Origin of the sequence: Synechococcus sp. CS-1328, from assembly GCF_025128095.1 — a bacterium.
GTDB lineage: Bacteria > Cyanobacteriota > Cyanobacteriia > PCC-6307 > Cyanobiaceae > CBW1002.
On sequence record NZ_JAHLYT010000048.1, the window covers coordinates 64,811 to 90,019 of the forward strand.

At 65.8% G+C, this 25,209-nt stretch carries 27 protein-coding genes; 17 read left to right on the plus strand and 10 right to left on the minus strand.

Features of this window, described 5'->3' with window-relative positions:
* Positions 1-7: 7 nt before the first annotated feature.
* The gene (locus KQ310_RS08460; RefSeq protein WP_259721317.1) at positions 8-943 is read right to left on the minus strand and encodes a Tab2/Atab2 family RNA-binding protein; all 936 of its coding nucleotides are present in this window, start codon (positions 941-943) and stop codon (positions 8-10) included.
* On the minus strand, positions 940-2,256 hold the full coding sequence (locus tag KQ310_RS08465; RefSeq protein ID WP_259721318.1) for a S1 RNA-binding domain-containing protein: 1,317 nt from the start codon (positions 2,254-2,256) through the stop codon (positions 940-942). The genes KQ310_RS08460 and KQ310_RS08465 overlap by 4 nt, the downstream gene beginning before the upstream one ends.
* A 51-nt stretch (positions 2,257-2,307) precedes the next feature.
* Between KQ310_RS08465 and KQ310_RS08470 the strand changes: the two genes are divergently transcribed.
* The 6 genes from KQ310_RS08470 to folE all read left to right on the plus strand — a co-directional run bounded on the left by KQ310_RS08470 (position 2,308) and on the right by folE (position 7,577).
* Positions 2,308-3,141 (plus strand): creatininase family protein, encoded by an 834-nt coding sequence (locus tag KQ310_RS08470; RefSeq protein WP_259721319.1) that lies wholly within the window; start codon positions 2,308-2,310, stop codon positions 3,139-3,141.
* Between the two features lie 18 nt (positions 3,142-3,159).
* Positions 3,160-3,900, plus strand: a complete 741-nt coding sequence (locus tag KQ310_RS08475) for an aldehyde oxygenase (deformylating) (protein ID WP_259721320.1) — start codon at positions 3,160-3,162, stop codon at positions 3,898-3,900.
* A 96-nt stretch (positions 3,901-3,996) separates the two neighbouring features.
* Positions 3,997-5,067: a long-chain acyl-[acyl-carrier-protein] reductase gene (locus KQ310_RS08480; RefSeq protein ID WP_259721453.1), complete on the plus strand. Its 1,071-nt coding sequence runs from the start codon at positions 3,997-3,999 to the stop codon at positions 5,065-5,067.
* Between the two features lie 26 nt (positions 5,068-5,093).
* Entirely contained in the window at positions 5,094-6,086 is a 993-nt protein-coding gene (locus KQ310_RS08485; RefSeq protein ID WP_259721321.1) for an acetyl-CoA carboxylase carboxyltransferase subunit alpha, read from the plus strand.
* A 24-nt stretch (positions 6,087-6,110) separates the two neighbouring features.
* Positions 6,111-6,821 (plus strand): SDR family oxidoreductase, encoded by a 711-nt coding sequence (locus KQ310_RS08490; protein WP_259721322.1) that lies wholly within the window; start codon positions 6,111-6,113, stop codon positions 6,819-6,821.
* Between the two features lie 9 nt (positions 6,822-6,830).
* Positions 6,831-7,577, plus strand: coding sequence for a GTP cyclohydrolase I (gene folE / locus KQ310_RS08495; protein ID WP_399237965.1), 747 nt, complete (start codon positions 6,831-6,833; stop codon positions 7,575-7,577).
* A gap of 180 nt (positions 7,578-7,757) precedes the next feature.
* Here folE and KQ310_RS08500 read toward each other — a convergent pair whose 3' ends face one another.
* Together KQ310_RS08500 and KQ310_RS08505 are read right to left on the minus strand one after the other, a co-directional pair.
* On the minus strand, positions 7,758-8,348 hold the full coding sequence (locus KQ310_RS08500) for a hypothetical protein (protein WP_259721323.1): 591 nt from the start codon (positions 8,346-8,348) through the stop codon (positions 7,758-7,760).
* A gap of 74 nt (positions 8,349-8,422) precedes the next feature.
* Complete coding sequence (locus KQ310_RS08505; protein ID WP_259721324.1) at positions 8,423-9,091, minus strand: phosphoribosylanthranilate isomerase; 669 nt, start codon at positions 9,089-9,091, stop codon at positions 8,423-8,425.
* Positions 9,092-9,186: 95 nt separating this feature from the next.
* Here KQ310_RS08505 and KQ310_RS08510 point away from each other — a divergent pair, with 95 nt between their 5' ends.
* The gene (locus KQ310_RS08510) at positions 9,187-10,431 is read left to right on the plus strand and encodes a site-2 protease family protein (RefSeq protein WP_259721325.1); all 1,245 of its coding nucleotides are present in this window, start codon (positions 9,187-9,189) and stop codon (positions 10,429-10,431) included.
* On the opposite strand, the gene KQ310_RS08515 is transcribed toward KQ310_RS08510, so the two are convergent.
* Entirely contained in the window at positions 10,428-11,207 is a 780-nt protein-coding gene (locus tag KQ310_RS08515) for a lipoate--protein ligase family protein (protein ID WP_259721326.1), read from the minus strand. The genes KQ310_RS08510 and KQ310_RS08515 overlap by 4 nt on opposite strands.
* A 20-nt stretch (positions 11,208-11,227) precedes the next feature.
* On the opposite strand from KQ310_RS08515, the gene KQ310_RS08520 reads away from it, so the two are divergent.
* Positions 11,228-11,989: a sulfite exporter TauE/SafE family protein gene (locus KQ310_RS08520; protein WP_259721327.1), complete on the plus strand. Its 762-nt coding sequence runs from the start codon at positions 11,228-11,230 to the stop codon at positions 11,987-11,989.
* A gap of 76 nt (positions 11,990-12,065) precedes the next feature.
* On the opposite strand, the gene KQ310_RS08525 is transcribed toward KQ310_RS08520, so the two are convergent.
* Positions 12,066-12,584: a CRR6 family NdhI maturation factor gene (locus KQ310_RS08525; RefSeq protein WP_259721328.1), complete on the minus strand. Its 519-nt coding sequence runs from the start codon at positions 12,582-12,584 to the stop codon at positions 12,066-12,068.
* Between the two features lie 89 nt (positions 12,585-12,673).
* On the opposite strand from KQ310_RS08525, the gene psaM reads away from it, so the two are divergent.
* From psaM to KQ310_RS08540, 3 genes are all read left to right on the plus strand, one after another.
* Positions 12,674-12,778, plus strand: coding sequence for a photosystem I reaction center subunit XII (gene psaM / locus KQ310_RS08530; RefSeq protein WP_197156612.1), 105 nt, complete (start codon positions 12,674-12,676; stop codon positions 12,776-12,778).
* An 86-nt stretch (positions 12,779-12,864) separates the two neighbouring features.
* Positions 12,865-13,383 carry a hypothetical protein gene (locus tag KQ310_RS08535; RefSeq protein ID WP_259721329.1) on the plus strand — a complete coding sequence of 173 codons (519 nt, stop codon included), beginning with the start codon at positions 12,865-12,867 and terminating at the stop codon, positions 13,381-13,383.
* A 24-nt stretch (positions 13,384-13,407) separates the two neighbouring features.
* Positions 13,408-14,388: a protochlorophyllide reductase gene (locus KQ310_RS08540; RefSeq protein WP_259721330.1), complete on the plus strand. Its 981-nt coding sequence runs from the start codon at positions 13,408-13,410 to the stop codon at positions 14,386-14,388.
* A 278-nt stretch (positions 14,389-14,666) separates the two neighbouring features.
* Here the strand turns inward: KQ310_RS08540 and bchL are convergent, their stop codons facing one another.
* The 3 genes from bchL to KQ310_RS08555 form a co-directional block, all read right to left on the minus strand.
* Complete coding sequence (gene bchL / locus KQ310_RS08545; RefSeq protein ID WP_259721331.1) at positions 14,667-15,593, minus strand: ferredoxin:protochlorophyllide reductase (ATP-dependent) iron-sulfur ATP-binding protein; 927 nt, start codon at positions 15,591-15,593, stop codon at positions 14,667-14,669.
* 464 nt (positions 15,594-16,057) lie between these two features.
* Positions 16,058-17,764, minus strand: coding sequence for a ferredoxin:protochlorophyllide reductase (ATP-dependent) subunit B (locus KQ310_RS08550; RefSeq protein ID WP_259721332.1), 1,707 nt, complete (start codon positions 17,762-17,764; stop codon positions 16,058-16,060).
* A 95-nt stretch (positions 17,765-17,859) separates the two neighbouring features.
* Positions 17,860-19,158, minus strand: coding sequence for a ferredoxin:protochlorophyllide reductase (ATP-dependent) subunit N (locus KQ310_RS08555; RefSeq protein WP_259721333.1), 1,299 nt, complete (start codon positions 19,156-19,158; stop codon positions 17,860-17,862).
* A gap of 306 nt (positions 19,159-19,464) precedes the next feature.
* Between KQ310_RS08555 and KQ310_RS08560 the strand changes: the two genes are divergently transcribed.
* Entirely contained in the window at positions 19,465-20,280 is an 816-nt protein-coding gene (locus KQ310_RS08560) for a BMC domain-containing protein (RefSeq protein WP_259721334.1), read from the plus strand.
* Positions 20,281-20,288: 8 nt separating this feature from the next.
* On the opposite strand, the gene rdgB is transcribed toward KQ310_RS08560, so the two are convergent.
* A complete protein-coding gene (gene rdgB / locus KQ310_RS08565) occupies positions 20,289-20,888 on the minus strand; it encodes an RdgB/HAM1 family non-canonical purine NTP pyrophosphatase (RefSeq protein ID WP_259721335.1) in 600 nt (199 codons plus the stop codon).
* A 364-nt stretch (positions 20,889-21,252) separates the two neighbouring features.
* Here rdgB and KQ310_RS08570 point away from each other — a divergent pair, with 364 nt between their 5' ends.
* The 5 genes from KQ310_RS08570 to KQ310_RS08590 all read left to right on the plus strand — a co-directional run bounded on the left by KQ310_RS08570 (position 21,253) and on the right by KQ310_RS08590 (position 25,139).
* Positions 21,253-22,245, plus strand: coding sequence for a sodium-dependent bicarbonate transport family permease (locus KQ310_RS08570; protein WP_259721455.1), 993 nt, complete (start codon positions 21,253-21,255; stop codon positions 22,243-22,245).
* A 59-nt stretch (positions 22,246-22,304) separates the two neighbouring features.
* A complete protein-coding gene (locus KQ310_RS08575; RefSeq protein WP_259721336.1) occupies positions 22,305-22,586 on the plus strand; it encodes a P-II family nitrogen regulator in 282 nt (93 codons plus the stop codon).
* 275 nt (positions 22,587-22,861) lie between these two features.
* The gene (locus tag KQ310_RS08580) at positions 22,862-23,173 is read left to right on the plus strand and encodes a BMC domain-containing protein (protein ID WP_197156600.1); all 312 of its coding nucleotides are present in this window, start codon (positions 22,862-22,864) and stop codon (positions 23,171-23,173) included.
* Positions 23,174-23,239: 66 nt separating this feature from the next.
* Positions 23,240-24,652 (plus strand): form I ribulose bisphosphate carboxylase large subunit, encoded by a 1,413-nt coding sequence (locus KQ310_RS08585; RefSeq protein ID WP_259721337.1) that lies wholly within the window; start codon positions 23,240-23,242, stop codon positions 24,650-24,652.
* A 145-nt stretch (positions 24,653-24,797) separates the two neighbouring features.
* On the plus strand, positions 24,798-25,139 hold the full coding sequence (locus KQ310_RS08590) for a ribulose bisphosphate carboxylase small subunit (RefSeq protein ID WP_259721338.1): 342 nt from the start codon (positions 24,798-24,800) through the stop codon (positions 25,137-25,139).
* Positions 25,140-25,209 lie beyond the last annotated feature (70 nt).

Consider the following 25,209-nt stretch of genomic DNA (forward strand, 5'->3'; position numbering starts at 1 on the left):
CGACGCCTCAGGCGTCCGGAAGATCCCGCAGCAGCCAGAAACCCTGAAAGCGCGGTTCGGTCTCACTGCTCTGGACGGCCAGGAACTGAAGCCCGCCCGCCCGCTCACGGGCGGCGGCGAAAGCGGCGGCAGACGCTCTGGCTTCCTCGGCCGGCAGCCGGGCCAGCAACCAGCGATCCTCCAGGCCCGCCTCCAGCACCAGCTGATCGCCGCTGATCTCGAGCCGGACCGGCTCCAGCCCAGCGAACCAGGCGGCCAGGGCCAGGGAGCGATGGCGGCTGAACAGACGCAGACCGGGGATCGGGGTGTCGCCTGCCAGGTTGTCGGGGCTGCGGATCAGCCCGGCAAAATCGATCTCCCAGCCCGCAGCCTCGGCGATGGCTGCTGCCGGCAGGCTGGCCCAGCTCCAGCTGTCGCCTCGGGCCGCCTCCGGCAGGGGAATGGCCACCGGCTGGATCGGTGCCGGCGGTGGTGCCAGGGGGCCGGCCATGTAGCCCTCCTCGGCGGGATACACGGTGGCCTGACGCTCCTGCAGCCATTCCACCAGGGCATAACAGCGGCGGCTCGGCACCAGTTCCACCCCCAGGCCCTCAGCAGCTCGCTGCACCATCGTGCGCATCGAGGCACGCCAGCAGCGCAGGCGACGCGGCGGATCCAGACCTTGGTCGGTGGCTGCGGCCAGAGCCTCTTCGATGGCCTGTTTCAGCCAGATCGAGTTGACACTGCTGGAAGGACAGGTGCAATGCCAGCGGAAGGGCAGACCGGTGTCGGTCGCTTCAGGCGTGGCACAGATCAGCAGCTCCCAGCGTTTCTTGCCGTCGGCTTCGAGGATCGGACGGGAATAAAAGTCCAGCTCCCAGTCCGGGGCGGATCGGGCGGTCTCGATCGGCGCTGCGGGCTGGGGTGATGCCGCGGGCTGGGCAGAGGCGGTGGATCCGCTCATCCGGCGTTCTGCTCCTGCTGGCGCAGCACGGAGCGAGCCCGGTTGGCGCGGTCTGTGGCTTCGGCCATCACCTTCTCCTTTTCAATCAGCAGCTCACCGGGCTGGCCTTCCAGCAGGGCGGTGTTCAGGGCGATCCGTCCGCGGCCCGGATCCAGGTCGGTGATCAGGGCCTTGACCCGATCGCCCTGATCAAACACCTCGCGCAAGTCGCGCATGTGGCCGCCGGTGATGGAGGAGTGGTGCAGCAGGCCGCTGACGCCACCGAGATCCACGAACAGGCCATAGGGCTTGACCGCCACCACCTGACCCTCCACCAGCTGGCCGATCTCCAGGGCGGCGAACCTGGCGGCGGAAGCGGCCTTCTTCTCGGAGAGCACCAGTTTGCGGGTCTCGGGGTTGACCTCCAGGAACGTGGCGCCGATGGTCTTGCCCACCAGAGCTTCGTGGTTTTCGCCTTCGTTGAGCTGGGAGCGGGGAATGAAGCCCCGCAGGCCCTCCAGATCGCAGGTGACGCCACCACGGTTGAAGCCGTTCACCTTCACCTGGACCACCTGGCCATCCTTCTCGAGCTGGCGCACCTTCTCCCAGCTCTGGCGCAGGGCCAGGGCGCGGGCGCTCACGGTCACCATGCCGTCGGCGTTCTGCTCGCGGGTGACCAGCACCTCCACCTGCACCCCCTTGGGGAAGCGCTCCTTGAGGTTGGTGATCACCCCGAGGCCGCATTCCTTCTTGGGCATGAAGCCCGGCGCCTTGCCGCCGATGTCCACATAGACCCCATCGCTCTCCAGGGCGATCACCACGCCACGCACCACCTCACCCGTCGTGCCGACGGGCTCGTTCTCGTCGAGGGCGGCGAGGAAGGCCTCCTCGTCGAAGTCGAAATCGTCAACCGTGCGGCTGGGCTGAGCGGGCCGATCGCCACTGGCGTCGGAGCCTGGCCGTCCCTGGCCGATGGCGCGGGCAGAGCCGGAACCGCCGCTCTGGCGGCGGCGCTGGCTGGAGTCGGGCCCCAGCAGATCGGCCATGCTGAGCCCCTCAAGCTCACCCATGCCGAACAGGTCGTCGTCGCTGCGGGCGGGCCGCTGCTGGGTCGGGGCCGCCGGCTGGGCCGTGGTGGCATCGCTCCGGATCGGCGGTGCCAGCGGAGCAGCAGCCTGCTGCGCAACAGCGTCTGGGGCGGCTGGCTCCTCCTTCTTGAGCATCAACACCTGGGGCAGCTTGCGCACCGGTGCGGCTGCCTGGGGCCTGGACGCTCCCGGCGGTACGGGGCGCTGGGAGGGCGTGCGCGGCGAGGGGCTGCCGGTTCCGGCCATGTCCACAGTGCTTGCGGGAGCCACACACTGTAGGCACCCTGCCTCAATCCGATGGAGCGACGCCTGGAGCGACTGAGCTGGCCGGCCCTGCGGGCAGCGGCATCCCGACCTGGCAGCACCGTGGTCTGGCCCTTCGGCGCGATCGAGCAGCATGGCCCCCATCTGCCTCTGGGCACCGATGCCCTCTTCGCCGAGCGGGTGCTGGAGGCGGTGCTGGAGGGTTGGGCTTGCCAGGGCGCTGCCGAGCCCACCTGGCCCCTGTGGCGCTTGCCGGTGCAGGCGATCGGCTTTTCGCCGGAGCATCAGGGCTTTGCCGGCACCCTCAGCCTCGATGCGGAAACCCTGATCGCCGTGGTCCTGGCTGTGGGCCGCGATCTGGCGGCGGCGGGCTTCCGCCGGCTGGTGCTGTTCAACGGCCATGGCGGGCAGATCGCCCTGCTGCAGGTGGCGGCCCGGCAGCTGCGGGCCGCCCATCCGGCCCTGGCGGTGTTGCCCTGTTTCCTCTGGAGCGGGCCGGAGGGCATCGCTGACCTGATCCCGGAACCGGAACGGTCCCAGGGGCTGCATGCCGCCCTGGCTGAAACCAGCCTGATGCTGCATCTGGCCCCCTCCCTGGTGGGGCCGCTGCCGCCTGCTGACGGTCTGCCGTCCCAGGTGCCTCCCCCGGGCTGGAGCCTGGAGGGGGCCGCCCCTTCGGCCTGGCTCACTCGCGATCTGAGCCAGTCCGGTGTGATCGGCGATCCCGGCGAGGCCAGCGGCGAGCTGGGCCAGGCGTTGTTCGAGCGCTTGGTGGCCGGCTGGCGGAGCCGCTTTGAGGCCCTGCTGGCCAGTGACTGGCCCCCCGCAAGCCCAGGGGGTGACTACAGTCCAGGCCAGCATCCCTAAGTCGAAAGCGAGGTCGCCATGTCCCCAGTTCCCAGTGCCGTTGAGTCTGCTGCCCCCGAGCTTGCGCCCACAACGGCGGCAGAGGGCGGCCTGCCTGATTTCCAGAGTTCCAGCTACAAAGATGCTTACAGCCGCATCAATGCGATTGTGATCGAGGGTGAGCAGGAAGCCCACGACAACTACATTTCGCTCGGCAGCCTGTTGCCCGATCAGGCCGAGGAGTTGTCTCGCCTGGCCCGGATGGAACTGAAGCATATGAAGGGCTTCACCGCCTGTGCCAACAATCTCGGTGTCACGGCCGACATGCCCTTCGCCAAGGATTTCTTTGCGCCGCTGCATGGCAACTTCCAGGCGGCACTGGCCGAAGGCAAGGTGGTCACCTGCCTGCTGATCCAGGCCATTCTGATCGAAGCCTTTGCGATCTCGGCCTATCACATCTATATACCGGTGGCCGATCCGTTCGCGCGCAAAATCACCGAAGGTGTGGTCAAAGACGAGTACACCCACCTCAATTACGGTCAGGAGTGGCTTAAGGCCAATCTTGAAGCCTCCCGCCAGGAGCTCGAGCAGGCCAACCGCGAGAATCTGCCCCTGGTGCGCAAGATGCTCGAACAGGTGGCCGGCGATGCTGCCGTTCTGCAGATGGAAAAGGAAGATCTGATGGCCGATTTCCTCAGCTCCTACCAGGAGGCCCTCCTGGATATCGGTTTCACTGGGCGTGAGATCGCCAAACTCGCCGCAGCGGCCCTGGTGGGCTGAGGCTGGGTCCAGGCTCCGGGCCTTGAGAATGCCCATGGCAAGATGTGGCGCGCGTCCTGGGGGCGCGCCTTTGTCCTAGTAGCGACGGAAGACCTGATGTTCGGCCTGATCGGTCACTCCACCAGTTTTGAGGAGGCCAGAATCAAGGCCAGGTCCCTGGGCTACGACGAGTACGCCGATGGCGACCTCGACATGTGGTGCGCCGCTCCTCCTCAGCTGGTGGAGGAGGTGACGGTCACCAGTGCCACCGGCAAGACGATCCGAGGCGCCTACATCGATTCGGTGTTTGTTCCGGAGATGCTGCGCCGTTTCAAGACGGCGAAGCGCAAGGTGCTCAAGGCCATGGAACTGGCCCAGAAACGTGGCATCGATATCACCGCCCTGGGGGGCTTCACGTCGATCATTTTCGAAGATCTCAATCTGCTGCGGGAAGAGCGGGTCAGTGCGGTGCAGCTCGATTGGCAGCGCTTCACCACCGGCAACACCCATACGGCCTGGGTGATCTGCCGGCAGGTGGAGATCAACGCTCCGCGGCTGGGCATTGATCTGGCCACCGCCAAGGTGGCGGTGGTGGGTGCGAGTGGCGACATCGGCAGTGCGGTCTGCCGCTGGTTGCAACGCCGTGGTGTGGGTGAGTTGCTGCTGGTGGCACGGCGGCCCCAGCCGTTGGTGGATCTCCAGGAGAGCCTCGGCAGCGGCCGGATTCTGCCGCTGGAACAGGCCCTGAGCGAAGCCGACGTGGTGGTGTGGGTGGCGAGCCTGCCCCAGAGCCTGCAGATCGATACGGCAACCCTGCGCAAGCCCTGCCTGATGATCGATGGCGGCTATCCCAAGAACCTCGACAGTCGCGCGGCGGCTGAGGGGGTGCATGTGCTCAAGGGCGGCATCGTCGAGTTCTGGCAGGACATCGGTTGGCAGATGATGGAAGTGGCCGAGATGGCCAGACCCCAGCGTCAGATGTTCGCCTGTTTCGCTGAGGCGATGCTGCTCGATTTCGAAGACATCCATACGAACTTCAGCTGGGGTCGCAACAACATCACCCTCGAGGCCATGGACCTGATTGGCGCCGCTTCCCTGCGCCATGGCTTTACTGCCCTCGCCTTGGACTCGGATCTGGGCCCCGAATCCGCTGACCCCACCGCCGCCCCAGCTCTGGCTTCGGCCTGACTTCCTTCTCCTCCCCTCCGATCGCCATGGCCCGCCGCGCCCTGCTGGACTTCGAAAAACCCCTGGTGGAGCTCGAGGAACAGATCGAGCAGATCCGCCAGTTGGCGCGGGATTCCGAGGTGGATGTGAGCCAGCAGCTGCTGCAGCTGGAAACGCTGGCCACCCGCCGCCGCGAGGAGATCTTTCTGGCGCTCACTCCGGCCCAGAAGATCCAGGTGGCGCGCCATCCCCAGCGGCCCAGCAGCCTCGATTACATCCAGCTGATCACCGACGAATGGATTGAGCTCCATGGCGATCGGCGGGGCTCCGACGACAAGGCCCTCGTGGGCGGGGTGGGTCGCATCGGCGATCGGGCCGTGCTGCTGATCGGCCACCAGAAGGGGCGGGACACCAAGGAGAACGTGGCACGCAACTTCGGCATGGCCTCGCCGGGTGGGTATCGCAAGGCGATGCGGCTGATGGAGCACGCCGATCGCTTTCGTTTGCCGATCCTCTGCTTCATTGACACGCCCGGGGCCTATGCCGGTGTGCTGGCCGAGGAGCAGGGTCAGGGCGAGGCGATTGCGGTGAACCTGCGCGAGATGTTCCGCCTGCGGGTGCCGATCGTGGCCACCGTGATTGGTGAAGGGGGCTCCGGAGGAGCCCTGGGCATCGGGGTGGCGGATCGGCTGCTGATGTTCGAGCACAGCGTCTACACGGTGGCCAGTCCCGAGGCCTGTGCCTCGATTCTCTGGCGCGATGCCGCCAAGGCACCGGCGGCGGCTGAGGCCCTCAAGATCACGGGGCCCGACCTGCTGCGCCTTGACATCATCGATCGGGTTCTGCAGGAGCCCTCGGGTGGGAACCACTGGGCTCCCCTGCAGGCGGCCGCCACGCTCAAGGGCGCCCTGCTGGAGTCGCTCGATGAGCTGTCCAGCCTGTCTGAGCACGACCTGCTGGAGCAGCGTTACGCCAAGTACCGGGCCATGGGTCGGTATGAGGCGGCTTCCCCTACCCCAGAGGTCGTCGCCCCTGTTTAGGGTCTGAATGAACGCGCAAGCACCTTGGTTGCTGCTCTGATCACGGGTGCCTCCAGAGGGATCGGCGCAGCGGCTGCCCGCAAGCTGGCGGCCAACGGCTACGACCTGCTCCTGCTGGCACGCTCCCTGCCGGACCTTGAGACCCTGGCCGACGAACTCCGTCCCCTGGGTCGAACCGTTGAGGTTGCCGCCATCGACTTGGCGGATGCCACGGCCATCCCCGTCGGGGTAGATCAGCTCTGCAGCCGTGGGCTTCTGCCGCAGCTGGTGATCAACAACGCCGGCGTTGCCTACACCGGCGCCCTGGCCTCGATGCCGCTGCCGCAGTGGCAGTGGCTGTTCCAGCTCAACGTCACCAGCGTTTTTCAGGTGTGTCAGGCCGTGCTGCCCCACCTGCGTGCCGCCGGCGGTGGTCACATCATCAATGTGAGCAGCCATGCCGCCCATCAGGCCTTCCCGGAATGGGGCGCCTACTGCGCCAGCAAGGCGGCACTGGTTTCGTTCAGCCGTTGTCTGGCTGCCGAAGAACGCGCCCACGGCATTCGAGTCAGCACGCTCACTCTGGGCGCGGTCAATTCGAGTCTGTGGGATAGCGAAACCGTCCACAGTGACTTTGACCGGCGTGCCATGCTTGATCCTGAGCAAGCGGCCGATGCACTGCTGTTTCTGGCTCAGCAACCCGCCACCCAGGTGGTTGAAGACCTCACGCTCATGCCGGCCGCCGGCGCTCTCTAACCCTCCTTCATGACCTCCACCCTCCCCTCCCGCTTCCCGACCGGTGCCATGGCAACGCCCGAGGCTGCTCCCCTGCCGGCGAGCCACCGTATCCGCGAGCGGCTGCGTGAGGCGGGTGTCTCCTTCCTCGCAAACGACAACATCTCCGCCTATCTCTGCGAGGGTGAACTCGATCAGCTCGAGATCGAGGTTGCAGGCAAGGTGCGCGATCTGCTGCGCAGCCTGGTGATTGACATCGAGAATGATCACAACACCGAAGAGACAGCCGAGCGGGTCGCCCGCATGTATCTGCACGAAGTCTTCAAAGGGCGCTACCACGATCAGCCCAAGATTGCCAGCTTCCCCAATGTGAAGAAGCTGGATGAGATTTATACGGTTGGCCCCATCTCCGTCCGTTCGGCCTGCTCGCACCACCTCGTGCCCATCCTGGGCAATTGCTGGATTGGGATCAAGCCGGGTGATCGCGTGATCGGACTCTCCAAATTCTCGCGGGTCGCTGACTGGGTCTTCTCCCGTCCCCATATCCAGGAAGAGGCCGTGATGATTCTGGCCGATGAGATTGAGCGGCTCTGTGAGCCCCAGGGATTGGCGATTCTGGTGAAGGCGCAGCACTATTGCATGAAGTGGCGCGGCGTCAAGGAACCCCAGACCAGCATGGTCAATTCCGTGGTGCGTGGCGATTTCCGCCTCGACCCCAGCCTCAAGCAGGAGTTCTTCGAACTCGTGAAGCAGCAGGAAGCCGTTCTCTCCACCTGAGATTGATTCGGGTTGTGTACAGGACGGTTTCGGAAGCAGCCGTTTGGTTTCGGAAGCAGCCGTTCGGAAGAGAAGGTCACTGTCCTCAGTAATCCTGAAGACTGTGGTCAGTAAAAACTGTTGTCAGTAAAAAATGACCGCTGCTTGATCGTTTGCCCGTTCGTTGCTCTCCTGGCTGGTTCAGGGGGTGATGGAAGGTCTGGCCATCCCGATCGGTCCCACGGGTGCTGAGGCCAGTCGCTTGGTTCCGTTCGGTGTCTCGCTCACCACCACCACCATCACCTCATAGGCCAGATCGTTGGTGGTGGGCTGGTAGCTGGGGCCTGACGCTTCAGTGATCAGCTCCCAGTGATTGCGGCCTGGCGCATGCCGGTACCAGTGGTATTGGCTGGCGGCCAGGGCTGCTTGGCCATCCGCCACGATCGTGGCCTGCAGCAGCGAGCCCACCCGAGCCTCTCCCTGGAGTTGCAGACGTCGCAGCCCATCGATCTGCTGCTCCACAGCCCCCTCCAGCTGCTGGTCTGCCCCGATCTCGCCCCGCAGGATCCGGATCTGCTGTTGCGGTGTGCCCGTGACCCCCGGCACGCACTGCAGGGCGCCCTCGACAAGCTGGCAGCCGACAAGATCCTGGGCTCGCAGCGCTGCCGGGCCGACCAAGGGCAGGGCCGTGGCCAGGATCAGGCCAGCAAGCTGACGCACGCCGGCAAGCTGCCACAGGCCCATGGCCCTGGCAGGGCGGGCCTGAAACGCGAAAGAGTGGGGGATCGGCACGGGCGGCGGCAACCGGCGGGAGTCCTGATCCTGCCGCCGCGGCGGCGATTCGTCAGCCGATCGCTGCGGCGGCTTTAGGTGCCGACTGGCCTGGGCCGATCGCCCTTCACCAGCCGCACCAGGGCCGCAACCCGGCCGAGATCCTTGTCTCCGGGGCTGAGTTCCACACGGCTGGAAGCATCGAGGCCATCGGGGCTGAGCGTCTCCAGCACCGCGCTGACGCTCTCCGGCCCGATGCCGCCGGCCAACCACCAGGGCAGGGACGGGCGGAACTCCTGAAGCCACTGCAGCGGGATGGCGCGGCCCGTGCCGCCCAGTTGTCCCTCCACCCAGGCATCGAGCAGCAGGGCGTCCACCACCTCGGCGTAGGCCTGTGCCTTCGCCAGGTCGTCTGCTGAAGCGATCCGCAGGGCTTTCCAGAGCTGAACGCCCGTGCCCAGCCGACGACGCAGGTCGCTGCAGCGAGCCACCGACTCACTGCCGTGCAGTTGCACCACGCTGTGACCGCCCTGGCCCAGTTCCCCCAGACGGTCGTCGCCGGGATCGGCCACCACCAGCACGCCCAGGCAGGCTGGGTTGGCGGTCTGCATGGCAGCGAACAGCGCCGGACGTCGCTCGGCCGCCAGAAAGCGGGGCGAACGCTCCACGGCGATCACACCGATCGCGTCGACGCCCAGGGCCGCCACCGCTGCGGCCTGGTCCGGCTGACGCAGGCCGCAGATCTTGAGCTGGGGGCGGGCCATTCGGGGCGGGCGGTGCTGGGGCCTTTCTAGGATTGTCCTCGACCTTCCTTGGGCCCGGCCTGAGGCTCTTGAACGCGGCGGCTGTGGGTGAAGGCTTGAGCAACGGCTGGCAAATCCTGCGGATCCGCGGCATTCCGCTGCGGATCCACCCCAGCTGGTTCGTGATCCTGATAGTGGCCACGCTGGCGTTCCAGCAGCACTACGCCATGGCCTCCGGGGAGACGGGGGGAAGTCTTGCCACCTGGTCCGTGGGCTTGCTCACGGCCGTGCTCCTGTTCGTCTCGGTGCTGTTGCACGAGCTCGGTCATGCCCTGGTGGCCCTCAATCAGGGGGTGCGGGTGAATGCGATCACCCTGTTCCTGCTCGGCGGGGTGGCCAGCGTCGAGCGGGAGTGTTCCACAGCCCGCGGTGCCCTGCTGGTGGCGGCGGCGGGCCCGGCCGTCAGCCTGGTCCTTGGCGTCAGCTTGCTCTCCCTTCAGCACGGAGCCGCCCATCTCGCCCCCCTGCTCGGGGAGATGGTGCAGGAGCTCGGCACCCTCAACCTGGTGCTGGCGTTGTTCAACCTGTTGCCCGGCCTGCCCCTGGATGGAGGACTGATCCTCAAGGCGCTGGTCTGGCAGGCCACCGGCAGCCAGCGCCGCGGTGTGGAGGTGGCGATGGCCTCCGGCCGTTTCCTCTCCTTCCTCGCCGTGGGTCTGGGCACGGTGCTGCTGCTGCGCGGCGGTGGCATCACCGGAGCCTGGCTGATCCTGCTCGGCTGGTTTGGCCTGGGGGCTGCCCGCAACCAGCGGCAGATGCTCGCCCTGCAGCAGGCGCTCAAGGATCTGCGGGTGCGGGATGCGGCCCAGCGTCGTTTCCGGGTGCTGGAGTCGTCCGACACGCTGCGTCAGCTGAGCCAGTTGCGCCTCAGCCAGGACAAGGGGCCGAGCGACTGGGTGCTGGTCTGCGATCGGGGGCGCTGGTGCGGTGTGATTGATGACGACCCCCTGCAGGCCCTGCCGGTGCAGCGCTGGGACAGCGAGCGCATCGGGGATCACCTCAAGCCGCTGGCCTCGTTGCCCTCGATCGGTGAGGGTGATGCGCTGTGGCAGGCGGCCCTGCGCCTGGAGGATGGTCCGGAGCCCCGCCTGTTGGTGCTGAGTCCCGCCGGGCTGCCCAGCGGCACCCTGGAGCGGCCCGAACTGAGTGAGGCCGTGCTGGGGCGGTTGGGGGTGAAGCTGCCGGCACCCATGCTTGAGGTGGCTCGGCGCCAGAGCACCTATCCCCTCGGTCTGGCCCTCGGTCAGGTGGCGCGCTCGATGGTGGCCTCCGGTGAAGTGAGTGTCAGCCCTTCCCTTTAGCGCTGTAGCCGCCCCTCCACAGCGTTCCATTCGGAGGCAGTCAGGGGCTGGGGTCGTAGCACGGCCGGAGCGCCCGGCAGGGCTGTCTGGGCGGCGGACAGCAGTTGGTGCCGGAGGGGATGGTGGGGATCCTCCAGGCCCAGGGCGCTCCTGAGCGGTCCCGCCGGTGGTGGCGGTGAGGGTTCCTGGAAGATCCGCCGCCACAGCTCCGGCTCCGGCGTCAACAGGATCGCGCCGTGTTGCAGCAGCCGGCCGCGGCGCCAGAGCTGGGCGCTGCCGATCCGTTTGATGCCAGCGGCGTCCACCAGGTCCGCCGCGGTGGCGCTGGCGAAGCAGTTCGGTGCGCCAGCCCCCTGGGCGCCGCTCGGCTCGTTGCCGAAGTGGAGCGGCAGCTCCAGGGCGGCGAAGGCGTGCTGTAGCCAGCGGCAGGCCAGGCGATAGGCCTCCAGGCGCTGGCCGGGGGGATCGGGCCAGATCAGGGCGTAGGTGAGATCGCCGCAGCCATGCAGTACCGCCCGGCCGCCACTGGGCCGGCGGACCAGGTCGATCACGCCGTCCGCCGCCAGGGCCCGCCAGTGGGGCGGCAGGCGCCGCTGGTGATAGCCCAGCGACAGGGTGGGGCGGCTCCACCGGTAGAGACGCAGGGCCGGTTGGCCCTGATCGAGCATCCAGTCATCGATCGCCATCTGCCAGGCGCCTGAGAGCACCGAGTCCGGCAGCAGGCGCCAGGTCTGGGCCGCGCTGCTGCCTTGTGGAGGATGCTGGGGCCCGTCCATCGCCTCAGGTTGCCGCGCCGATGTCCTGGACCCTGCTGGCGCTGGTGCCCCTGGGTCTGTTGGCCGGGCTGCTCTCCGGCCTTCTGGGCATCGGCGGTGGGCTGATCTTTTCTCCGATTCTGCTGCTGATCGGCCTTGAGCCCCATCAGGCTCTCGCCACCAGCAGCCTGGCAATCGTTCCCACCACCCTGGCGGGCACCTGGACCCATCTGCGCAGTGGTCAGCTGCCCCGCAGCGGTGGCGTCGCCATTGCTGCCGGCGCTGCGATCAGCGCCGCCCTGTTCAGCCGTCTGGGTCAGGGACTGGAGGGCTGGATGCTGCTCGGCCTTCAGGCGCTGATGTACGTGCTGCTGGCGATCACGATTGAGCCGAAGGATGCATCAGCACCCCATGACTCTCGCCCTCTGCCGTTGGCCGGTCTGGCCTCTGTGGGCGGCGTCGCCGGTCTGGCCGGTGGCCTGCTGGGCGTGGGGGGCGGCCTGATCATGGTGCCGCTGATGGTGAAAGCTCTGCAGGTGCCGATCCGTCTGGCGATCCGGTTCAGCACCCTGGGGGTGCTGGTGTCATCCAGTGCGGCCTCGGTGGCGTTCCTGCAGGACGGCCGCGGTCAGCTTCTGCTCGCCCTGCTTCTGGGGGGAACGGCAGCCCTGGCGGCCCAGTGGTCGGCGGGCCAGTTGAACCGTTTCAGCGAGAGCTCTCTGGCCTGGATGCTGCGTGGCCTGGCCCTGCTGCTGGCGATCGACAGCAGCCGCCGCGCCCTGATGCTGCTGCTGGCCGGCTGAATCGAGCCCGCAGGCTTCTTTCCTCAGATCTTTCTTTCCTCAGATCCTTGTTTCCTCAGATCTAAGACCTCAGATTTCAGATCTCATTGTTCTCCCCTCGGGGGGAGGGAAGCGACTGCCAGAAGCCTGGATCTAGCTCGAACCCGAGCACGGCGGCCATCTGGCTCAGGCTCTGACGGCAGTGCAGACCGGCGGCACCGGCCCAGTCATCCAGCAGGAAGAGGCGATGGGTGATCCACAGGTCGAGGCTCTCCGGCGCGAAGCGGAGCCCCTCGTTGCGGCTGAAGCCATGGGGCAGCAGCATCGCCACATGGCGGATCAGGTCGCCGTCCCTGCGGTCGAGCAGCAGCGTCAGCCAGGGGCAGAGGGCATCGGCGCGGAGGCTCCAGAGACGCAACTCGGGGATTTCTGAGAGTTCCCGGGGGTCGTCGTCGGGGCGGGGCCAGTCATAGGCGAGGCGGAGCTGGCCTGTGCCGGCCAGCAGCTCGGCCGGGCTGCGCTGGCGCCAGGGTTCCAGGGGGCTGAGGTCGAGGCGGCGGAGGCTTTCGGTCGGGATCCGCACGAGCCAGTCATCAGGGGCGGGTGGGGTGGCCATCAAGAGCTGTGACAGCGCGGCGAAGAAGGCTGGACCGTAGCGAGCCGGCGGCAAAGAATGGTGCCGATTCCGTTCATGCTCCCCCAACCATGGTTTCAACCCTGAACCAGGCCGAAATCCTGATCGCTTTGGTGGTGGCCGCCCACGCCGGCGTGCTGGCCGTCCGTCTCTGCTTCAGCCTGTACAAGGCCTGATTCGGCGCTGAACCGGGGCGGGGGATTGGCAGCCCTTCCTCCGCCTGCTACAAGCAAGTCAGTTCGACAGCGGCCCTGAGGGCCCGATGCCCGTGCCTGTCCCCCGTCGTTCCCCTTCGTCCCCGCAGCCGCGCCGTGCCGATTCCGGGGCGCGCCCTAGGGCTCAGGCCCGTCCGTTGCGGGCGGTTGATCCTGCCGATGCCGACCTTGTCCGCCTGTCCGGTGCCGGTGTCACCACCCTGCCGGCCCCCGGCCTGAGTGAGGAGCAGAAGGAGTCGCTCTGCAGCGTGATCGGTCTGGTGGTGAAGATCGGTCTGGTGTCGGTGGTCGGAGTCAGCTTGGTGCGGCTGGCCGCGGCCTACCAGGACCGCATGGAACGCCAGGGCGAACTGGCCGCTGTTCTTGATATCGAGAAGGCCAAACTGCACCGGGCTCGCGAACGTTTCGATCAGCTCTTCAGCGTCGACGGAGAGCAGCGCCTCATCCGGGAGCAGGATCAGTGGATTGCTCCCAACCGCCTGCGGATCGTCTGGCAGACCCCCGCCGCGTTTCCATCTGTTGAGCAGCCTTCCGGCACCAAGCCTGCCGTTAGCCCGGTTCCTTAGGTTGTCAGGCGCCTGCTCGCCCGCATGATGGCCCTACCCGCCGCCGCCCCCGGAACGGTTCTGATCACCGGTACGACCTCGGGGGTCGGTCTCAACGCCGTCAAGTCCCTTGTTGATCGAGGCTGGACCGTGGTGACAGCCAATCGCGATCCCGTTCGGGCCGCTGCCGCCAGCGATTCCCTCGGCCTTCCCGCCGACCGGCTCCACCATCTGCGCATTGATCTGGGCGATCTCGACAGTGTGCGGGTCGGCGTTGAGGCGCTGGTGGCATCTCTGGAGCAACCGCTGGATGCCCTGGTGATCAATGCGGCTGTGTACAAGCCGCGTCTGAAGGAGCCTGAACGCTCACCGCAGGGTTATGAGCTCTCGATGGCCACCAACCATCTCGGCCATTTTCTGTTGATTCAGTTGCTGCTCGAAGATCTGCAGCGCTCCACCCATCCCTCCCGCCGGGTTGTGGTGCTGGGCACCGTCACCGCCAACTCCAAGGAGTTGGGTGGCAAGATCCCGATCCCCGCCCCTGCCGATCTGGGCGACCTCTCCGGCTTCGAACTCGGCTTCAAGGCTCCGATCAGCATGGCCAGCGGCAAGCCCTTCAAGCCGGGCAAGGCCTACAAGGACAGCAAGCTCTGCAACATGATCACCACCCAGGAGCTGCACCGCCGCCTCAACGCCTCCACGGGCATCGTGTTCAGCTCTCTCTACCCGGGCTGCGTCGCTGACACGCCCCTGTTCCGCAATACGCCGAAGCTGTTTCAGAAGATCTTCCCCTGGTTCCAGAAAAACATCACCGGTGGCTACGTGAGCCAGCAGTTGGCCGGTGACCGGGTGGCGCAGGTGGTGGCGAATCCCGAATTCGCCGTTTCGGGAGTGCACTGGAGCTGGGGCAATCGCCAGAAGCGTGGCGGCAAACAGTTCAGCCAGGAACTCTCCTACAAAGCCAGCAATCCGGTCACTGCCCAGAAAATGTGGGATTATTCGATGGACCTGGTGGGTCTGGGCTGAGGCCTGCGTGGCGGCCTGCCCAATCCTGCGCAGGCCCAGCACGATTCTTGGTTTCAGTGGGCGAAGTTCCAGCGGACGGAATCAAGATCCGTCCAGTATTAAGATCTGACCAGCACGAATCAACGGTCAGAATCAATTCCTGGCTAGAGTAAAATCTCAGCCAGGAATCAATGCTTGTTAAGCATTGACAGCCGTCCACTGTTGGCATCCGGATGGCACCAGCCACCGCCATCATCAGCAGATGGCGGTGGCTGACCGCGATGGACGGACGTGAGTCGTCAGTCGAAGCCGAGCAGATCGAAGATCTCGCGATCCTTGAGCGACTCAGCCTCCAGGGGCTCAACATTGTCGAGCATCCGTTGGGCGAGGTTGAGATACTCCTGCTGAACGGCTTCCACCTCCGGGGTGGCTTCCATCTCAAAAATGGTGCACTTTTTCAGGCGGGAGCGACGAATCGCGTCGAGATCGGGGAAGTGGGCCATGGTGCGCATGCCCACGCGATCATTGAAGCGATCGATCTGGTCGGTGTCCTTGCTGCGGTTGGCCACCACGCCGCCCAGTCGAACCTTGTAGTTCTTTGCCTTGGCCTGAATGGCGGCAATGATCCGATTCATCGCAAAGATGGAATCAAAATCGTTGGCGGTCACGATCAGGCAGTAGTCGGCGTGCTGCAGCGGTGCCGCAAAGCCACCGCAGACCACGTCGCCCAGCACATCGAAGATCACCACATCCGTGTCTTCGAGCAGGTGATGCTCCTTGAGAAGTTTCACCGTCTGCCCGGTCACATAGCCGCCGCAGCCGGTGCCGGCGGGCGGGCCGCCCGACTCGACGCACATGACGCCGTTATAGCCTTCAAAGACGAAGTCGTTCGGCTGGAGTTCTTCGGTATGGAAATCCACCGTTTCGAGAATGTCGATCACCGTGGGCACCATCTGCTTGGTGAGCGTGAAGGTGCTGTCGTGCTTGGGATCGCAACCGATCTGCAGCACGCGTTTGCCCAGCTTCGAAAAGGCGGCCGACAGATTGGAGGAGGTGGTGGACTTGCCGATGCCTCCCTTGCCGTAAACGGCAATCACTAGGGCCCCCTCCTCAATGCGCATGCCTGGGTCCTGATGGACCTGCACGCTGCCTTCTCCATCGACATGCTGGTTGCTGCCGTGGCTGCCGGCGTTCTGGGTTGCGGGTTTCGCAAGGGTGCTGGTCATGCGGATGTCGATCCTGAAATCTCCGGCGGTGATGGGCCCACTCCTGCCGCCGACGGAAGGAAGGACTGCAACAGCCACCACAGCCATCCAAGGGCAGCGCGATCACCTTGTAAGCAGGATCGCGTAAACCGCAACATGCTTGGTTGTCGTATCCTCATTCGGCCGCAGATCCGTGAGGGATCGGGTAAGGATCTCCCCAGAACCACTAAGTACTTCTACCTATCTAGGGCTTTGCCCTGGATAGGTGTGCCTGGCCTCTCTTCAGGGCACCTCGAAACATTCGAGACCGGCGGGATCCAGTCGATAACACTCATTGCATTGTCAGGCTCGACTTGAGCTCTCATCCTTGGTCGAGCGATGTTTCGAGGTGCCCTGTTGTTGGTGACGGGGAGACCGTTACGGGGCTGGAGGCAGAGTGTCTACGGCGCTGCAGAAGCAGAGACACCGTCGGAACGTGGCTGGATTCATCGGCTGAAATGGGCCTTGGCTTCGTAGAGGGTTTCGGCATCGATCCGATCCAGTCCCTGGGCTCGGGCAAAGGATTCGGCGTTGCGCCTGGCCTTGCCCCGCACGAAGAAGGGGATTTTGGCCAGTTCCGCCTCCCCATCCGGGCTCCAGTGCAGGCCGTTCTCCGCCAAAGCCGCTGCTGGCGCGGCTGTTGCCACGGCCGTTGCTGCTGACGCCACGGCTGTAGCTGTTGCGCTTCCTGTGGTTGTCTCTGCCAAGGTTGCGGCCCCTGTCGTTGGCTCCTTGGCCCCAGCAGCTCCGTAGGCTTCGAGTCCGGCGCCCGCCGGTGCGCCACCGAGGTGGCTGCGATGGCCTTCGGTGAACTCGAAATCGTGGCGGAACATCGTGATCAGGTGTTCCTCCAGCCCCATCATCAGCGGGTGCACCCAGGTGTCGAAGATCACGTTGGCTCCCTCCCAGCCCATCTGCGGTGAGGTGCGGGCCGGCACGTCCTGGACATGCAGCGGCGTGCTGATCACGGCGCAGGGAATGCCCAGGCGCTTGGCACTGTGCCGCTCCATCTGGGTGCCCAGCACCAGCTCCGGCGCCGCCTCGGCCATGGCCCTCTCCACCACCAGGTAGTCGTCGGTGATCAGTGCCTCCAGGTCGAGCTCCTTGGCTGCGGCCCGCACGTCGCGGGCCTGCTCGCGGCTGTAACTGCCCAGCCCCACCACCTGAAATCCCAGTTCCCGGCTGGCGATGCGGGCGGCGGCGATGGCGTGGGTGGCATCACCGAAAATGAACACCCGTTTGCCTGTGAGGTAGGTGGAATCCACCGAGCGCGAATACCAGGGCAGTCGTGAGCGCTGCTCCGCTTCGGCGTTGGTGGCTGCGGCGATCGCCTTGGTGTCCATCTCCAGCAGGCTGGTGACCTCCCGCAGGAAGTCGCCGGTGGCGCCGATGCCGATCGGCACGCTGCGCACCACCGGCATGCCGAAGCTCCGCTCCAGCCAGTTGCAGACCGGGCCGGCCACCTCGGGATAGAGGCAGACGTTGGCATCGGCGCTGGGGATGCGCAGCAGATCCGCCGGTCTTGCGCCCAGGGGGGCGACCACGGTCACGTCGATGCCGTGCTCGCCCAGCAGGCGGCTGATCTCGAGGATGTCGTCGCGGCAGCGGAAGCCCAGCAGGGTGGGGCCCAGCAGGTTCACCCGCGGCCGGCGACCTTCCTGGCGCCAGCGGGCCGGTGAGGGCTTCGCGGCCCCGGGCGGCGGCAGTTGGGGCTTGAGCAGGGCACGCACCAATTGATAGAAGGTCTCTGCTGCTCCCCAGTTCTCTTTCTTGGAATAGGCCGGCAGATCCAGGCTCACCACCGGAATGCCGCCCAGATCCATGCCGGCGGCCAGGGCCCCAGGCTGATCCTGGATCAGTTCCGCGGTGCAGCTTTCTCCCACCAGCAGTGCCTCCGGCTGGAACCGCTCGACGGCGTCGTTGATCGAGCGCTTCACCAGTTCGGCCGTGTCACCGCCCAGATCGCGGGCCTGGAAGGTGGTGTAGGTCACGGGAGGGCGCCGATCGCGCCGCTCGATCATGGTGAACAGCAGATCGGCGTAGGTGTCTCCCTGGGGGGCATGCAGCACGTAGTGCACCCCTTCCATCGAGGTGGCGATGCGCATCGCGCCCACGTGGGGAGGGCCTTCGTAGGTCCAGAGGGTGAGTTCCACAGAGAGGGGTTGGAGAGGGAGGAAGGGATCGGAAAACTGGTCGGGGCTGGGGTGGACCTGCGTCCAGAGCCCGCAGCTCAGGTGAACAGGGGAGTTCAGCTGAACTGGAGCAGGTTGCGTCGCCGCAGCGGCCGCGAGAACAGCTCGGCCAGATCCCCGGCCTGGTCGCAGCCGTGGATCGGGCTGAACACCAGTTCGATCGACCACTTGGTGGCGATCCCTTCGGCTTCCAGCGGGTTCGCCAGCCCCAGGCCGCAGACCACCAGATCAGGCCGGGCGGCGCGGACCCGCTCCAGCTGGCGTTCCACGTCCTGGCCCTCGGTGATGACGGTGCCGGCGGGAAGCAGGGCCAGTTCCTGGGCCAGCAGCTGGCGATCCAGGTAGGGGGTGCCCACTTCCACCAGCTCCATGCCGCACTCCTGATGCAGGAAGCGAGCCAGGGAGAGTTCCAGCTGGGAGTCGGGCATCAGCACCAGCCGTTTGCCTGCCAGCACCTCCCGGTGGGGGGCCACCGCCCGCCGGCCCCGCTCCACCAGGGGCGCCAGGACCGCCTCGATCGCCGCCGGGGCCAGGCCGCAGGCGGTGGCAGCGGCCTGCATCCAGAGCCGGCTTCCCTCCACGCCGAAGGGATAGGGGGCCGTGATCAGTTCGGCGCCGCGGGCCTGCAGAGCCCGGGCGGTGGCACTGAGGAACGGCTGGGCCAGCAGCACCTTCGTGCCGCGGCCCACCGGCGGCAGTTCGGTGGATCGCCGTGGCGGCAGGCTGCGCACCCGCTCGATCCCCATGCGTCCGAACAGGTCGACCAGCCGGTCTTCCACCGGATCGGCGAGGGTGCCCACGATCAGCAGCTGCGGCTCGTCGCTGGGCGGCATCAGCGGCTGCATCGCCAGCAGGGCCTGATCCTCCCCCTGGGTGAAGGTGGTTTCGATGCCACTGCCGCTGTAGTTCAGCACCCGCACCCGCCCGGCCAGTTGGCCGTTGAGCCGCTCGGCCGCCTTGCCCAGGTCGAGCTTGATCACCTCGCTGGGGCACGACCCCACGAGGAAGAGGGTGCGGATCTCGGGCCGTCTCTCCAGCAGGTCGCGCACCAGCCGGTCGAGCTCCTCATTGGCATCGGCGAGGCCGGCCAGGTCCCGTTCCCCGAGGATGGCCGTGCCGAAGCGGGGTTCGGCGAAGATCATCACCCCGGCGGCGCTCTGGACCAGGTGGGCGCAGGTGCGGGACCCCACCACCAGGAAGAAGGCATCGGGCATGCGGCGATGCAGCCACACGATCGAGGTGAGGCCGCAGAACACCTCCCGTTGACCGCTCTCACGCAACACGGGGGGAAGGTGGGAGGAACTCTCCTGGCCGCCGGCGGTGGCGGCTGGAGCCCATGGTGCGACAGCGCCCATCAAAACGGGCCTCCTGGCGATGCGATCCCTTAGGCCTAGCTACTAACGGGGACTCTGCAGGCAGGGAGTCAGAACTCTTCGGGAACACGTCACTCTTCGGGAACACGTCGCTTGGCGTGGCCCGTCCCGCTGGCAGCTCAGCGCGAGCCGACGGCCCCCTGGCGGATGGAGTGATCAGCGTTGGTGATCGTTGCGACAAGATCTGTGCATCGCTGCGGGCCGTTGCGCTCCCTGCAGTCGCCGGAACCCAGCAGGGGCGAGGGATAGAGTCGCGACGCGATCCAATCCTGAGGTGTCCGCCCCTTGATGGAGCGCGCTCGTTCCCGATCCACGCTTCGAGCACCTCTGCGCTCCGAGCTCCGCAGCGACCCACTGCGTGGGGACAGCCGGCGCGAGGCTCCGCGGATCACCGGCACTGAGGTCCGCAGCGACAGCTCCGGCGCCAGTTGTGTGATCACCACCGACAGCGAAGGCCGCCGGCTGGCCAACCAGACGAGCCACGTCCAGTCGATCGAGCTGCGCTCCTACGTGTTCCTCGATTCGCTGCAGCCCCAGCTGGCCGCCTACATGGGCACGGTCTCGCAGGGATTTCTGCCGATTCCCGGTGATGCCTGCCTCTGGCTGGAGGTGTCTCCGGGGATGGCGGTGCATCGTGTCACCGACATCGCCCTCAAGGCCAGCACCGTGCGCCTCGGCCAGATGGTGGTGGAGCGGGCCTTCGGTTCGCTGGGTCTCTACCACCGTGACCAGAGCAACGTGCTCCACTCCGGTGATGTGGTGCTCGAGGCGATCGGCAGCCGGGTCGAGCAACGCAGCCCCTGCGAGGTGACCTGGACGGAGATCATCCGCGCAATCACCCCGGATCACGCCGTGCTGATCAACCGCCAGAACCGTCGGGGTTCGATGATCCAGGCCGGCATGAGCATCTTCATCCTGGAGACCGAGCCGGCCGGCTACGTGTTGATCGCCGCCAATGAGGCCGAAAAAGCCTCCAACATCACGGTGGTCGATGTGAAGGCGGTGGGGGCCTTTGGCCGCCTCACCCTCGCCGGCCGTGAAGGCGATGTGGAGGAGGCGGCTTCAGCCGCCATGCGGGCGGTGGCCCACATCAACGACCGATAGCGTTGAGCTCAGGCAGCGGCCAGGCCGAGCAGCTGGAGCAGGCGCGGTGCAAGCTGGCGGGCGGCCTTGCCGCGGCTGCCCAGCTTCTCCTTGAGATGGTGGGGCAGCTGGGCATAGCTCAGGCCGGCCTCCCGCACCCAGAAGATCGGGTCGTAGCCACCGCCGTGCCCCTGAGGCGTGGTCAGAATCTCGCCACGGCAGATCCCCTCGGCCTCAACGGCGATCTGTCCGGCGGGATCGGCCAGCGCCATGGCGCTGTTGAAGCTGGCACTGCGGTAAGGCGTACGTCCCAGTTCCTTGAGCAGTCGGTGAATCCGTTCGTGATCGGTGGGGGCGTAGCGCGCCGAATACAGGCCCGGTGCCCCGCCGAGGGCATCCACCTCCAGACCGGAATCGTCAGCCAAGGACCAGCAGCCGGTAAGCATGGCCACTGTCTGGGCCTTCAGCCGGGCGTTCTCCAGATAGGTGCAGCCTGTCTCCTCAATCTCCAAGCCTTCAGGTTGCTGACGCACCTCCAGCCCCACGGCATGGAGCATGGTGGTGATCTCGGCCACCTTGTGGGCATTGCCGCTGGCAATCACCAGCACCGACGGGCTTGCAGCCAGCACGGATCGATCAGGGGGCTGAGCTCCGGCCAACGGATCGCAACGAAGGTTCGGCCCGATCGATCGGGCGGCCGCCATTGTGAGCCACGGGAGGGAACGGTGGCTCCCGTGCCTGGCGATTGGGCTTGTGGGCTGCGTTGGATGGGCCTCCTGCGGTGGGTCAGGGCCCGAAGGCCAAAGCGTGCCGGGTTGAACATTCCACCCCCTGAAAACCTTCAGGGGTGCACGCTTGCCGCAGACGTTAAGGAGTACGACGGCGTTCGACCAGGGGTGGGGGGCTGGCTTGAGGAGTTGCTGACCGAAACCGGGAGAAGCCGGCTGGGTGGCGCTGCCTACGCTGCAGGCCTTCCCGATGCCCGCGGCGGCCATGGAATCCGGACTGGTTCTCCAGAACCTTGTGTCACCGCCGGTTCTGTTCTTTTTCCTCGGCATGCTGGCGGTGCTGGTCGGATCGGATCTGGAGATCCCGGCGCCGCTGCCGAAGCTGTTTTCGCTGTATCTGTTGCTGGCGATCGGTTTCAAGGGCGGTCTGGAGCTGCAGCACAGTGGCCTCGGTGGCCAGGTGACGCTCACGATCACGGCGGCGGTGCTGATGTCGATGCTGGTGCCGCTGACCAGCTTTCTGATCCTGCGCAGTCGTCTGGATACGTATAACGCTGCTGCGGTGGCTGCGGCCTACGGATCGATCAGTGCCGTCACCTTCATCACCGCAGAAAGTTTCCTCACAGTGCTGCATGTGCAGTTTGATGGCTTCATGGTGGCGGCCCTGGCCCTGATGGAGTCGCCCGCCATCATTGTGGGGCTCCTGCTGGTGAAGCTGGCGGTGCCGCCCGAGACCAACAGCGGCCGGCCGATCGGTTGGCCGGCCTTGCTGCGAGAGGCTTTCCTGAACGGTTCAGTCTTTCTGCTGATGGGCAGTCTGGTGATCGGTTATCTGGTGGCAGCCTTCAGCCCCGCTGGTCTGGAGAAGATGGATCCTTTCATCAATAAACTCTTTTATGGCGCCCTCAGTTTCTTCCTGTTGGATATGGGAATTGTCTCAGCCCAGCGCCTCCACGATCTGCGCCGGGCCGGTCCCTTCCTGATCGGTTTTGCCGTGGCCGCTCCCCTGGTGCACGCCGCCGTTGGACTGGTGGTGGCAAGGGCGCTGTCGCTGCCGCAGGGGGATGCGCTGCTGTTCATGGTGCTCTGTGCCAGCGCCTCCTACATCGCCGTTCCGGCGGCGATGCGGATGACCGTGCCGCAGGCCAATCCCAGCCTCTACATCTCCACCGCGCTGGGGGTCACCTTCCCCTTCAACATCGTGGTTGGACTGCCTCTTTATATGGCGATGGTGCAGCGCTGGATCCCGGCCGGCTAGGGATTGGGAGGCCGCTGCCCCCGGCTGTCACCGTTCGTGTTGCCCCTCAGGCCTGTCCGATGAAACGTCTCGATCTGTTGTTGGGAGAGCGGGAGCTGGGCCCGATCTGCGCGGCTCTGCGCACCTCCGGAGCTCCCGGCTACTCGGTGATGCGCCATGTCACCGGTGTGGGCAAGGGGGGTGAGGTGCAGGAATCGATGGAGATGAGCGGCTACGGCGCCAATGCCCATGTGATCGTGTTCTGCGAGGCGGAGGTGCTGGAGCAGATCCGTGCAGCGCTGCGACCCCTGCTCAGCTACTACGGCGGCGTTGGCTTCGTTTCCGACGCCCAGCCCCTCTGAAATCACAGCCCCTCAGAAACCCGGCCCCGTTGGGTCGCTGATCCGCAGCAGGGACGGCCTGCACTGCGATCTCGGCAAACTCGCCATAGGGAGGTTTGCTCCATCCTGGGTGCTGGACCAAGCAATGCCTAACGATTTGTAAGGCATTGATCAGTTTGCCTTATCTTTCAATGCTGAAACGGTGATGGTGCAAGGCCCGCCAGCGGCTTGACGGAGGGAATGGCTGGAGACCATGGTTACGGACGAACATTCCACCCCTCCTTCAGGAGCAGGTAATGGCAAACGAAACCATGGGCATCGCCCTCGGCATGATCGAGACCCGTGGCCTGGTGCCGGCGATCGAAGCAGCCGATGCCATGACCAAGGCCGCTGAAGTGCGTCTGATCGGTCGTGAGTTCGTGGGCGGCGGTTACGTGACCGTGTTGGTCCGTGGTGAAACCGGCGCCGTGAACGCAGCCGTTCGCGCTGGCGCCGATGCCTGCGAGCGCGTGGGTGACGGTCTGGTGGCCGCCCACATCATTGCCCGCCCCCACCGCGAGGTGGAGCCTGCCCTGGGCAACGGCAACTTCGTCGGTTCCAAGGACTGATCGGCTTGGCGCCTGCGGCGCTGATCCGCTGATTGTTCCCTTTCCCGACTTACCCGGACATCCCCCATGAGCAAGAAGTACGACGCAGGGGTTAAGGAGTACCGCGACACGTATTGGACTCCTGATTACGTTCCCCTCGACACCGACCTGCTGGCCTGCTTCAAGTGCACCGGCCAGGAAGGTGTGCCCAAGGAAGAGGTTGCAGCCGCTGTGGCCGCTGAATCCTCGACCGGCACCTGGTCCACCGTTTGGTCCGAGCTCCTCACCGATCTCGACTTCTACAAAGGCCGCTGCTATCGCATCGAAGACGTTCCTGGCGACAAGGAAGCCTTCTATGCCTTCATCGCCTATCCCCTCGACCTGTTCGAGGAAGGCTCGGTGACCAACGTGCTGACCTCCCTGGTCGGCAACGTGTTCGGCTTCAAGGCCCTGCGTCACCTGCGTCTGGAAGACATCCGCTTCCCGATGGCCTTCATCAAGACCTGCCCCGGCCCGCCGAACGGCATCTGTGTCGAACGTGACCGGATGAACAAGTACGGCCGTCCCCTGCTGGGTTGCACCATCAAGCCGAAGCTCGGCCTCTCCGGCAAGAACTACGGCCGGGTGGTGTACGAGTGCCTGCGCGGTGGCCTCGACTTCACCAAAGACGACGAGAACATCAACTCCCAGCCCTTCCAGCGCTGGCAGAACCGTTTCGAGTTCGTCGCCGAAGCCGTGGAACTGGCCCAAGCAGAAACCGGTGAGAAGAAGGGTCACTACCTCAACTGCACCGCCGCCACTCCTGAGGAGATGTACGAGCGGGCCGAGTTCGCCAAGGAACTGCGGCAGCCGATCATCATGCACGACTACATCACCGGTGGCTTCACGGCCAACACCGGTCTCTCGAAGTGGTGCCGCAAGAACGGCATGTTGCTGCACATTCACCGCGCCATGCACGCGGTGATCGACCGCCATCCCAAGCACGGCATCCACTTCCGGGTGCTGGCCAAGTGCCTCCGCCTCTCCGGTGGTGACCAGCTGCACACCGGCACCGTGGTGGGCAAGCTGGAGGGTGACCGTCAGACCACCCTGGGCTTCATTGACCAGCTGCGCGAATCCTTCATCCCCGAAGACCGCAGCCGCGGCAACTTCTTCGATCAGGACTGGGGTTCGATGCCCGGCGTCTTCGCCGTTGCCTCCGGCGGTATCCACGTCTGGCACATGCCCGCCCTGGTTGCCATCTTCGGTGACGACTCCGTGCTGCAGTTCGGTGGTGGCACCCACGGTCACCCCTGGGGCTCGGCCGCCGGGGCTGCCGCCAACCGGGTGGCCCTGGAAGCCTGCGTCAAGGCCCGCAACGCCGGCCGAGAGATCGAGAAGGAAGGCCGCGACATCCTCACGGAAGCCGCCAAGCACAGCCCCGAGCTGGCGATTGCGCTTGAGACCTGGAAGGAAATCAAGTTCGAGTTCGACACCGTCGACAAGCTCGACGTCAATTGATCGTCGGCGTCACGCCGTTGCATCACGACGCGGCGACACGCCGTCTCGACATCCAGCCCCGATCGATTCGGACGCTCCTGATGGAATCTTCCTGATGCAAGTCGTCTGATTCGTCGGGGCCCCCCTCTGCACCCCAAGGATCCCCATGCCTTTCAAGAGCACCGTGGGTGACTATCAAACAGTCGCCACCCTGGAGACATTCGGCTTCCTGCCGCCGATGACCCAGGACGAGATCTATGACCAGATCGCTTACATCATTGCCCAGGGATGGAGCCCCCTGGTTGAGCACGTTCACCCCAGTCGTTCCATGTCGACCTACTGGTCGTTCTGGAAACTGCCGTTCTTCGGTGAGAAGGATCTCGGCGTGATCGTCAATGAGCTTGAGGCTTGCCATCGGGCCTATCCCGATCATCACGTCCGCCTGGTGGGCTACGACGCCTACACCCAGAGCCAGGGCTCTTGCTTCGTGGTTTTCGAAGGCCGCTGAGCTTCAGCCCTTCACGTCAGTGATCCCGGCCTCAGGGCCGGGATCCTTGTTTCGATTCAGTCATTCCATT

Excerpts from the sequence above, each read along its gene's own strand:
- KQ310_RS08460 (WP_259721317.1), bottom strand. The coding sequence starts at position 943 with ATGAGCGGATCCACCGCCTCTGCCCAGCCCGCGGCATCACCCCAGCCC.
- KQ310_RS08535 (WP_259721329.1), top strand. The coding sequence starts at position 12,865 with ATGCCCGTGCCTGTCCCCCGTCGTTCCCCTTCGTCCCCGCAGCCGCGC.
- KQ310_RS08555 (WP_259721333.1), bottom strand. The coding sequence starts at position 19,158 with ATGGGCGCTGTCGCACCATGGGCTCCAGCCGCCACCGCCGGCGGCCAG.
- KQ310_RS08475 (WP_259721320.1), top strand. The coding sequence starts at position 3,160 with ATGTCCCCAGTTCCCAGTGCCGTTGAGTCTGCTGCCCCCGAGCTTGCG.
- KQ310_RS08520 (WP_259721327.1), top strand. The coding sequence starts at position 11,228 with ATGTCCTGGACCCTGCTGGCGCTGGTGCCCCTGGGTCTGTTGGCCGGG.
- KQ310_RS08580 (WP_197156600.1), top strand. The coding sequence starts at position 22,862 with ATGGCAAACGAAACCATGGGCATCGCCCTCGGCATGATCGAGACCCGT.
- folE (WP_399237965.1), top strand. The coding sequence starts at position 6,831 with ATGACCTCCACCCTCCCCTCCCGCTTCCCGACCGGTGCCATGGCAACG.
- KQ310_RS08540 (WP_259721330.1), top strand. The coding sequence starts at position 13,408 with ATGATGGCCCTACCCGCCGCCGCCCCCGGAACGGTTCTGATCACCGGT.
- KQ310_RS08570 (WP_259721455.1), top strand. The coding sequence starts at position 21,253 with ATGGAATCCGGACTGGTTCTCCAGAACCTTGTGTCACCGCCGGTTCTG.
- KQ310_RS08525 (WP_259721328.1), bottom strand. The coding sequence starts at position 12,584 with ATGGCCACCCCACCCGCCCCTGATGACTGGCTCGTGCGGATCCCGACC.
- KQ310_RS08470 (WP_259721319.1), top strand. The coding sequence starts at position 2,308 with ATGGAGCGACGCCTGGAGCGACTGAGCTGGCCGGCCCTGCGGGCAGCG.
- KQ310_RS08575 (WP_259721336.1), top strand. The coding sequence starts at position 22,305 with ATGAAACGTCTCGATCTGTTGTTGGGAGAGCGGGAGCTGGGCCCGATC.
- KQ310_RS08560 (WP_259721334.1), top strand. The coding sequence starts at position 19,465 with ATGGAGCGCGCTCGTTCCCGATCCACGCTTCGAGCACCTCTGCGCTCC.
- KQ310_RS08515 (WP_259721326.1), bottom strand. The coding sequence starts at position 11,207 with ATGGACGGGCCCCAGCATCCTCCACAAGGCAGCAGCGCGGCCCAGACC.
- bchL (WP_259721331.1), bottom strand. The coding sequence starts at position 15,593 with ATGACCAGCACCCTTGCGAAACCCGCAACCCAGAACGCCGGCAGCCAC.
- KQ310_RS08485 (WP_259721321.1), top strand. The coding sequence starts at position 5,094 with ATGGCCCGCCGCGCCCTGCTGGACTTCGAAAAACCCCTGGTGGAGCTC.
- psaM (WP_197156612.1), top strand. The coding sequence starts at position 12,674 with ATGGTTTCAACCCTGAACCAGGCCGAAATCCTGATCGCTTTGGTGGTG.
- KQ310_RS08480 (WP_259721453.1), top strand. The coding sequence starts at position 3,997 with ATGTTCGGCCTGATCGGTCACTCCACCAGTTTTGAGGAGGCCAGAATC.
- KQ310_RS08505 (WP_259721324.1), bottom strand. The coding sequence starts at position 9,091 with ATGGCCCGCCCCCAGCTCAAGATCTGCGGCCTGCGTCAGCCGGACCAG.
- KQ310_RS08585 (WP_259721337.1), top strand. The coding sequence starts at position 23,240 with ATGAGCAAGAAGTACGACGCAGGGGTTAAGGAGTACCGCGACACGTAT.
- KQ310_RS08590 (WP_259721338.1), top strand. The coding sequence starts at position 24,798 with ATGCCTTTCAAGAGCACCGTGGGTGACTATCAAACAGTCGCCACCCTG.
- KQ310_RS08465 (WP_259721318.1), bottom strand. The coding sequence starts at position 2,256 with ATGGCCGGAACCGGCAGCCCCTCGCCGCGCACGCCCTCCCAGCGCCCC.